The 7110-nt window shown below is 71.9% G+C and carries 7 protein-coding genes; 6 read left to right on the forward strand and 1 reads right to left on the reverse strand.

Annotation, left to right across the window (positions count from 1 at the left end; genetic code table 11):
• The first annotated feature begins 122 nt into the window (after positions 1-122).
• Both V7E45_RS18040 and V7E45_RS18045 read left to right on the forward strand, forming a co-directional pair.
• A complete protein-coding gene (locus V7E45_RS18040) occupies positions 123-1616 on the forward strand; it encodes an amino acid permease (RefSeq protein ID WP_333775199.1) in 1494 nt (497 codons plus the stop codon).
• Positions 1617-1643: 27 nt separating this feature from the next.
• Positions 1644-2096, forward strand: a complete 453-nt coding sequence (locus V7E45_RS18045) for an Lrp/AsnC family transcriptional regulator (protein ID WP_020938820.1) — start codon at positions 1644-1646, stop codon at positions 2094-2096.
• A gap of 81 nt (positions 2097-2177) precedes the next feature.
• Here the strand turns inward: V7E45_RS18045 and V7E45_RS18050 are convergent, their stop codons facing one another.
• The gene (locus tag V7E45_RS18050) at positions 2178-2918 is read right to left on the reverse strand and encodes a GntR family transcriptional regulator (RefSeq protein WP_333775200.1); all 741 of its coding nucleotides are present in this window, start codon (positions 2916-2918) and stop codon (positions 2178-2180) included.
• A gap of 210 nt (positions 2919-3128) precedes the next feature.
• On the opposite strand from V7E45_RS18050, the gene V7E45_RS18055 reads away from it, so the two are divergent.
• Genes V7E45_RS18055 through V7E45_RS18070 form a run of 4 tightly spaced genes read left to right on the forward strand, consistent with a single transcriptional unit; the run spans position 3129 to position 7074 of the window.
• Complete coding sequence (locus V7E45_RS18055; protein WP_333775201.1) at positions 3129-4289, forward strand: ABC transporter substrate-binding protein; 1161 nt, start codon at positions 3129-3131, stop codon at positions 4287-4289.
• Positions 4286-5185, forward strand: coding sequence for an ABC transporter permease (locus V7E45_RS18060; protein ID WP_333775202.1), 900 nt, complete (start codon positions 4286-4288; stop codon positions 5183-5185). The genes V7E45_RS18055 and V7E45_RS18060 overlap by 4 nt, the downstream gene beginning before the upstream one ends.
• Positions 5170-5991 carry an ABC transporter permease gene (locus tag V7E45_RS18065; RefSeq protein ID WP_333775203.1) on the forward strand — a complete coding sequence of 274 codons (822 nt, stop codon included), beginning with the start codon at positions 5170-5172 and terminating at the stop codon, positions 5989-5991. The genes V7E45_RS18060 and V7E45_RS18065 overlap by 16 nt, the downstream gene beginning before the upstream one ends.
• 6 nt (positions 5992-5997) lie before the next feature.
• Positions 5998-7074: an ABC transporter ATP-binding protein gene (locus tag V7E45_RS18070; protein ID WP_333775204.1), complete on the forward strand. Its 1077-nt coding sequence runs from the start codon at positions 5998-6000 to the stop codon at positions 7072-7074.
• The last annotated feature ends 36 nt before the right edge of the window (positions 7075-7110 follow it).

The raw sequence follows: 7110 nt of genomic DNA on the forward strand, positions 1-7110 counted from the left end.
GCGCCCCCCGTAGGGTGCTGCGCTGTACGTGGCGTGGCGGGGACTCCGCTCGGCGGGTCCCTGCCCCTGCAGGGCTCCCGCCCGTCCCCGCGCGCATCGACCGGCAGCGATAAGGAGCCCGCGTGCTCGACCAAGGCGCACCCCCGCAGAACGAGAGAACGGCCGCCTCCGCGTCCCCGGGCACAGCCGCGCGCCTCATGCGTCGCAAGCCCGTCGAACGCCTGGTCGCCGAGGGCGGCCAGGGCGAGGGAGGGTCGCTGCGCCGCTCCCTCGGGCTGTGGCAGCTGACCATGATCAGCATCGGTGCCACGCTCGGAACCGGCATCTTCGTCGTCCTCGGCGAGGCCGTGCCGAAGGCGGGCCCGGCCGTCACCCTGTCGTTCGTGATCGCCGGCCTCACCGCGCTGTTCTCGGCACTGTCCTACGCCGAGCTGGCGGGCACCATCCCGGTCGCCGGCTCCTCCTACTCGTACGCGTACGCGACCATGGGCGAACTGATCGCCTGGGTCTGCGGCTGGTGCCTGCTGCTGGAGTACGGCGTCTCCGTCGCCGCCGTGGCGGTCGGCTGGGGCGAGTACCTCAACGAGCTGCTGGACGGCACCATCGGCGTCACCATCCCGAACGCCCTGGCCAACCCGCCCGGCGTCGACGGCGGTGTCTTCAACCTGCCGGCCCTGATCGTCGTGATCCTCGCCATGGTGTTCCTGCTCGGCGGCGCCAAGGAGTCCGCGCGGGCCAACACCATCATGGTGTGTGTGAAGATCGCCGCGCTGGTGCTGTTCTGCACCATCGGCTTCATGGGCTTCAAGTCCGGCAACTACGCGCACTTCATGCCGCTCGGCATGGCGGGCGTCAGCGCGGCCGGTGCCACGTTGTTCTTCTCCTACATCGGCTTCGACGCCGCCTCCACCGCCGGTGAGGAGGCCAAGAACGCCCAGCGCGACCTGCCCCGCGCCATCATGCTCTCCCTGGTCATCGTGACCGCCCTGTACGTGCTGGTCGCGGCGGTCGCCGTCGGCGCGAAGCCGTGGCGGCAGTTCAACGACTCGGAGGCCGCGCTCGCCCAGATCATGAAGGACGTCACCGGCCAGAGCTTCTGGGGCACCCTGCTGGCGTTCTGCGCCGTCATCGCCATCGCCAGCGTCGTGCTCACCGTGCTCTACGGCCAGACCCGCATCCTCTTCGCGATGTCGCGCGACGGCCTGGTGCCCAAGATCTTCGCCAAGGTGCACCCGAAGACCGGCGCCCCGCGCGCCAACACGGTGATCGTCTCCCTGTTCTGCGGCGTCCTGGCCGCCGCCGTCCCGCTGGGCCAGCTCGCCGACGCCACCAGCATCGGCACGCTGTTCGCCTTCGCTCTGGTCAACATCGCCGTCGTGGTGCTGCGCCGGACCCGCCCGGGCATGAAGCGCACCTTCCGCGTGCCCCTGTCGCCGGTGCTGCCCGCGCTGGGCTTCGCCTTCTGCGTGTGGATGATGGGCAGCCTGTCCGCCGTCACCTGGGTCGTGTTCGGTGTCTGGATGGCCGTCGGGCTCGTGTTCTACTTCGGATACGGCTATCGCCGTTCCCGCCTGGCGACCGCCGCCCCGGACGTCGCGCCCGCGGCAGAGAAGTGACCGAACCGGAGAAGTGAACCACCGCCCGTGCTGAACGATCTCGACGAACGCATCGTGCACGCCCTCGCCGAGGACGCCCGCCGCTCCTATGCGGACATCGGGCAGATGGTCGGCCTGTCGGCCCCCGCCGTCAAACGGCGGGTGGACCGGCTGCGGGCCACCGGAGCCATCACCGGCTTCACCGTCCGGGTGGACCCGGCGGCCCTCGGCTGGGAGACCGAGGGGTTCGTCGAGATCTACTGCCGGCGCAACACCTCGCCGGAGACCATCCAGCGCGGTCTGGAGCGCTACCAGGAGGTCGTGGCCGCGTCGACGGTCACCGGCGAGGCGGACGCCGTCGTGCAGGTCTTCGCCTCCGACATGCGCCACTTCGAACGCGTGCTGGAGCGCATCGCGGGCGAGCCGTTCGTGGAACGCACCAAGTCGGTGCTGGTCCTGTCCCCCCTCCTGCGCCGCTTCTCCTCCGGAGCGCCGGGGTAGGGGCGGGCAGGCAGGGGCGCGGGGAACCGCGCGAGTGACCACCGCGCACCCGCAGCCGGCGACGAGCGCGCGCCCCGCCCTCTACTCCGCCGTCTTCCGCGCGAGCGGATTGTTCCCGATCGAGTTGTGCACACTGAAGCTGACCGCGTCCGGCCGGTAGCGGTCGTCCGACCACTCCACCGGGCGCCCCTCGCGCGTCGTCGTCACGCGCCGAACCCGCAGCAGCGGACTCGTCCGGCGCACCCCGAGCAGCTCGGCGTCCAGCGCGCCGGCGGCCACCGCGTCGATGACGTGCTCGCCGTAGGCGAAGACCAGACCGGTGTCGTCGTACAGACGCTGGGTGACCGAGGCGCAGCCGGGGTCGATCGCCTCGACCGCGGGAGAGATCCAGTCGGCGTACACCGTCCGCTCCAGCAGCACCGGCTCGCCGTCCAGGCCGCGCACCCGCAGCACGTGCAGCACCGGGACACCGACGGCCAGTTGCAGACGTGCGGCGTCCTCGTGGCCGGCCGGACGGTACTCCTGGGTCACCACACGGCCGGTCGCCTCCCGGCCCATGGCCCGCGCCCACTGGGCGAAGCTGCGCAGCTCCTCGAAGCTCTGGTTGGGACGGCCGGCCAGGACCACCCGGCGCGCGCCCTGCCGGGACCCGATGAGCCCCTCGGCGGTCAGCGCCGCGACCGCCTGCCGGACGGTACCGCGCGAGACGCCGTAGTGCGCGGCCAGTTCCGACTCCGAGGGCAGCCGGCTGCCGACCGTGTACTCCTCCCGGTCGATCGCGCGGCGCAGCTCGTCCGCGATCTCCTCGTGTCGCGCCGTCATGCTTCCCCTCCGCGTAGGCCGCTGTGCACAGCGTGACCAGCCTAATCGACGTTCGAGCATGATCCGTGGCAGCCGGAAGTGTGCAGGGAAACAGGGGCCGGTGTTTCGCCGGCGTTCACGGACGGGACACCGGCGCCGGGCGTACTGAGGCCAACTTGTTCAGACAAGTTCCTGGCATCACTCCACCCTCGTGCGCCCCCTGGAGAGACCGTGACCGTGTCCCTGCCGAGAAACGCCGTCCTCGGCGGCTCCCTCGCCGTCGTCGCCGCGCTCGCGCTGAGCGCCTGCGGCGCCGCCCCCGACAACGCGGCCAGCACCACCAAGACCGGCAAGAACGCCGCCACCGCCACCTCGGCGGCCGACTTCGGCGGCCTGGACGCCCTGGTCGCGGCGGCCAAGAAGGAGGGGAAGCTGCACATCATCGCGGTGCCCCGCGACTGGGCCGACTACGGCGCGATCATCGACGGCTTCCAGAAGAAATACGGCATCAAGATCGAGGACGAGAGCCCCGACGGCTCCAGCCAGGACGAGATCAACGCCGTCACCTCCAGGAAGGGCCAGGACCGCGCGCCCGACGTCCTCGACCTCGGCAGCTCCTTCGCCCTCAGCGCCGCCCAGCAGGGCCTGCTCGCGCCGTACAAGGTGGCCGACTACGGCGACATCGCCGAGGCTCAGAAGGACCCGCAGGCACGCTGGTACAACGACTACGGCGGCTACATCTCCATCGGCTGCGACGCCAAGCGGGTGAAGACCTGCCCCACCACCTTCAAGGACCTGCTCAAGCCGCGGTACAAGGGCCAGGTCGCCCTCAACGGCAACCCCACCAAGTCCGGCTCGGCCTTCGGCGGCGTCTACGCGGCCGCCCTCGCCGACGGCGGCTCCTTCGACGACATCCAGCCCGGCCTGGACTTCTTCGCCAAGCTGAAGAAGAACGGCAACTACACGCCCGTCGAGTCCACCCCGGCCACCGTGGAGAAGGGCGAGACCCCGATCTCCATCGACTGGGACTACCTGAACGCCGGCTACGCCGACGAGTTCAAGTCCAAGGGCGTGGACTGGAAGGTCTCCATCCCGGCCGACGGCCAGTACGCCCAGTACTACTCCCAGGCGGTCAACAAGGACGCCCCGCACCCGGCGGCCGCCCGCCTGTGGCAGGAGTACCTCTACAGCACCGAGGGCCAGAACCTGTGGCTCAAGGGCTACGCCCGCCCGGCCCTGATGACCGCCATGGACAGGGCCGGCACCCTCGACAAGACGGCCGCCGCCAAGCTCCCGAAGGTCACCGGCACGCCCGCCTTCCCGACCGAGGACCAGCAGAGCAAGGCCAAGACGGCCCTCGCCCAGGGCTGGGGCAAGGCCGTCTCCGGATGACCGCCGCCCTCCCGCGCGCGGACGTGGCGCCCGTCGCTCCGGCGAAGCGGCGGCGCCACGCCCCCGGCTGGCTCGCCGTGGTGCCGCTGCTGGTGTTCACGGAGATCGCCTTCGGGCTGCCGGCCCTCGCCGTCCTGGACGGCGCCTTCACGGTCAAGGACCCGGCCACCGGCGCCACCTCCTACACCACCGGGAACCTCACCACCTCGCTCCAGGGCCCGTACCTCACCGCGCTGCTCGGCAGCGTCAAGCTGTCGGCGGTCTCCGCCGCGCTCGGCGCCCTGCTCGGGCTGCCGCTCGCGCAGGCCGTGGTCGGCTCCCGCTCCCGCGCGCTGCGCGAGGCCGTGCTGACCGCGTCCGGTGTGCTCGCCAACTTCGGCGGGGTCCCGCTCGCCTTCGCCTTCGTCGCCACCCTCGGCAACGCCGGCGTGCTGACCGTGCACCTCGGCCTGAAGGACAGCGGCTGGGACCTGTACAGCTTCTGGGGCCTGGTCCTGGTCTACCTGTACTTCCTGATCCCGCTCATGGTCCTCACCATCACCCCGGCCCTGGAGGGCCTGCGCTCCCAGTGGCGGGAGGCCGCGCTGAACAACGGCGCCACCGGCGCGCAGTACTGGCGGCACGTGGCCCTGCCCGTGCTGGCGCCCTCCCTGCTCGGCGGCCTGGTGCTGCTCTTCGGCAGCGCCTTCGCCGCCTACGCCACCGCCGCCGCGATGGTCGGCAGCGCGGTCCCGCTGGTCACCCTGCAGATCGCCGACGCCCTGTCCGGCAACGTCCTGGTCGGCCAGGAGAACGTCGCCCTCGCCCTCAGCCTCGACATGGTGCTGGTGGCGGCCCTGGTGATGGCCGTGTACCTGCCCCTGCAACGACGGAGCGCCCGATGGCTCGACGCCTGACCCCGTGGCGGTGGGCCGTCCTCGGCCTTGCCGCCCTGTACTTCCTGGTGCCGCTCACCGCCTCCGTGATCTTCACGCTGGACGTGCCGGGACAGGGCGTCACCCTCGACGCCTACACCAGGATCCTGTCCACCGAGGGCTTCGTCTCCAGCCTGCTGCTCTCGCTGGAGCTGGCCGTCGCCACCATCGCGGTCGTCCTGCTGCTGATGGTGCCCGCCGCGGTCGCGCTCAGGCTCGGCGCGCCCCGGCTGCGGCCGGTGGTCGAGGTGGTGTGCTCACTGCCGCTGGTGGTGCCGCCGATCGCGTTCGTCGCCGGCCTCGTCACCGTGCTGAAGTGGGGGCCGGAGCACCTGTCCCGGACCCCGCTGTTCCAGACGTTCGTGGCGATCCAGAACGAGAACTTCCCGGTGGTCCTCGTCCTCGCCTACGTCGTGATGGCGCTGCCCTTCGTCCACCGCGCCCTGGACGCCGGACTGCGCTCCGTCGACGTACGGACCCTGGTCGAGGCCGCCCGCAGCTGCGGTGCCTCCTGGCCGCGGGCGCTCGTCCGGGCCGTGCTGCCGAACCTGCGCGGTGCCTTGCTGAACGCGTCCTTCCTCACCCTGGCGCTGGTCCTCGGTGAGTTCACCGTCGCCCAGCTCCTCGGCTTCCGGCCCTTCGCCGTCTGGATCTACGACGTCGGCGGCTCGCAGGCCCAGATGTCCGTCGCCGTGTCCGTGCTCAGCCTGCTCGTCACGTGGGCCCTGCTCCTCGCGCTCGCCGGTGCCGGCGGCGGACGCGCCCGAACCGCTTCCGACCGGGGATGAACCGCCATGACCGTCACCACACCCGAGAAGGCAACGGCCGCCAAGGCCGCCACCGTCGAATTCCGCTCTCTGAGGCGGGAGTTCGGATCCACCGTCGCCCTCGACGGACTCGACCTGAGCGTCCGGCCCGGCGAGTTCCTGGCCCTGCTCGGCCCGTCCGGCTGCGGCAAGACCACCGCGCTGCGCATGCTCGCCGGGTTCGAGCACCCCGACTCCGGCGCCGTCCTGGTGGACGGTGAGGACGTCACCCGGGTTCCGGCCCACCGTCGCGACGCGGGGATGGTCTTCCAGTCGTACAGCCTCTTCCCGCACCTGGACGCCCTCGACAACGTCGCCTTCGGGCTGCGGATGCGCAAGGTCCGCACCGCCGAACGCCGTTCCCGCGCAGCCGAGTTGCTCGAACTGGTCGGCCTGGGCGACAAGGGCGGGCGCTACCCGCACCAGCTCTCCGGCGGCCAGCAGCAGCGCGTCGCGCTCGCCCGCGCCCTCGCGCTGCGCCCGCGGGTGCTGCTGCTCGACGAGCCGCTGTCCGCGCTGGACGCCAAGGTACGCCTCACGCTGCGCGAGGAGATCCGCCGGCTCCAGCAGGAGCTCGGCATCACCACCCTGTTCGTCACCCACGACCAGGAGGAGGCCCTGTCCGTCGCCGACCGGGTCGCCGTCATGCGGGACGGACGGCTCGAACAGTGCGCCGAGCCCGCCGAGCTGTACGGGCGGCCCGCCACCGCCTTCGTCGCCGAGTTCGTGGGCACCATGAGCCGGCTGCCGGGCGTGCTGAAGGACGGCACCGCCGACGTGCTCGGGCAGCGGCTGCCGGCCGACGGCGAGGTGCCCGACGGCCCGGTGGACGTGCTGGTGCGGCCCGAGGCCGTACGGCTGGCTGCCGACGAGCGGGGCGGCGCCCGCGTGGTCGCCACCGCCTTCCTCGGCGCGGTCGTCCGGGTCACCGTACGACTGGCCGACGGCACCGAGGCCAAGGCCGACCTGCCCGCGCACGAGGCCGCCGGCCTCGGCGCCGGAACCGCCGTCGCCGTGTCGCTGCCCGAGCGGCCGGTGCTGGTGGCCGAACGTATCCAGAAGTGAGGAAAGACCCCGCCGTGACACCCCACACCCCCGACC

This window comes from Streptomyces sp. IBSBF 3136 (assembly GCF_036815105.1).
Taxonomy (GTDB): Bacteria; Actinomycetota; Actinomycetes; order Streptomycetales; family Streptomycetaceae; genus Streptomyces.

Coding starts and splice junctions, on each gene's coding strand:
- V7E45_RS18065 (WP_333775203.1), top strand. CDS start 5,170: ATGGCTCGACGCCTGACCCCGTGGCGGTGGGCCGTCCTCGGCCTTGCC.
- V7E45_RS18070 (WP_333775204.1), top strand. CDS start 5,998: ATGACCGTCACCACACCCGAGAAGGCAACGGCCGCCAAGGCCGCCACC.
- V7E45_RS18050 (WP_333775200.1), bottom strand. CDS start 2,918: ATGACGGCGCGACACGAGGAGATCGCGGACGAGCTGCGCCGCGCGATC.
- V7E45_RS18060 (WP_333775202.1), top strand. CDS start 4,286: ATGACCGCCGCCCTCCCGCGCGCGGACGTGGCGCCCGTCGCTCCGGCG.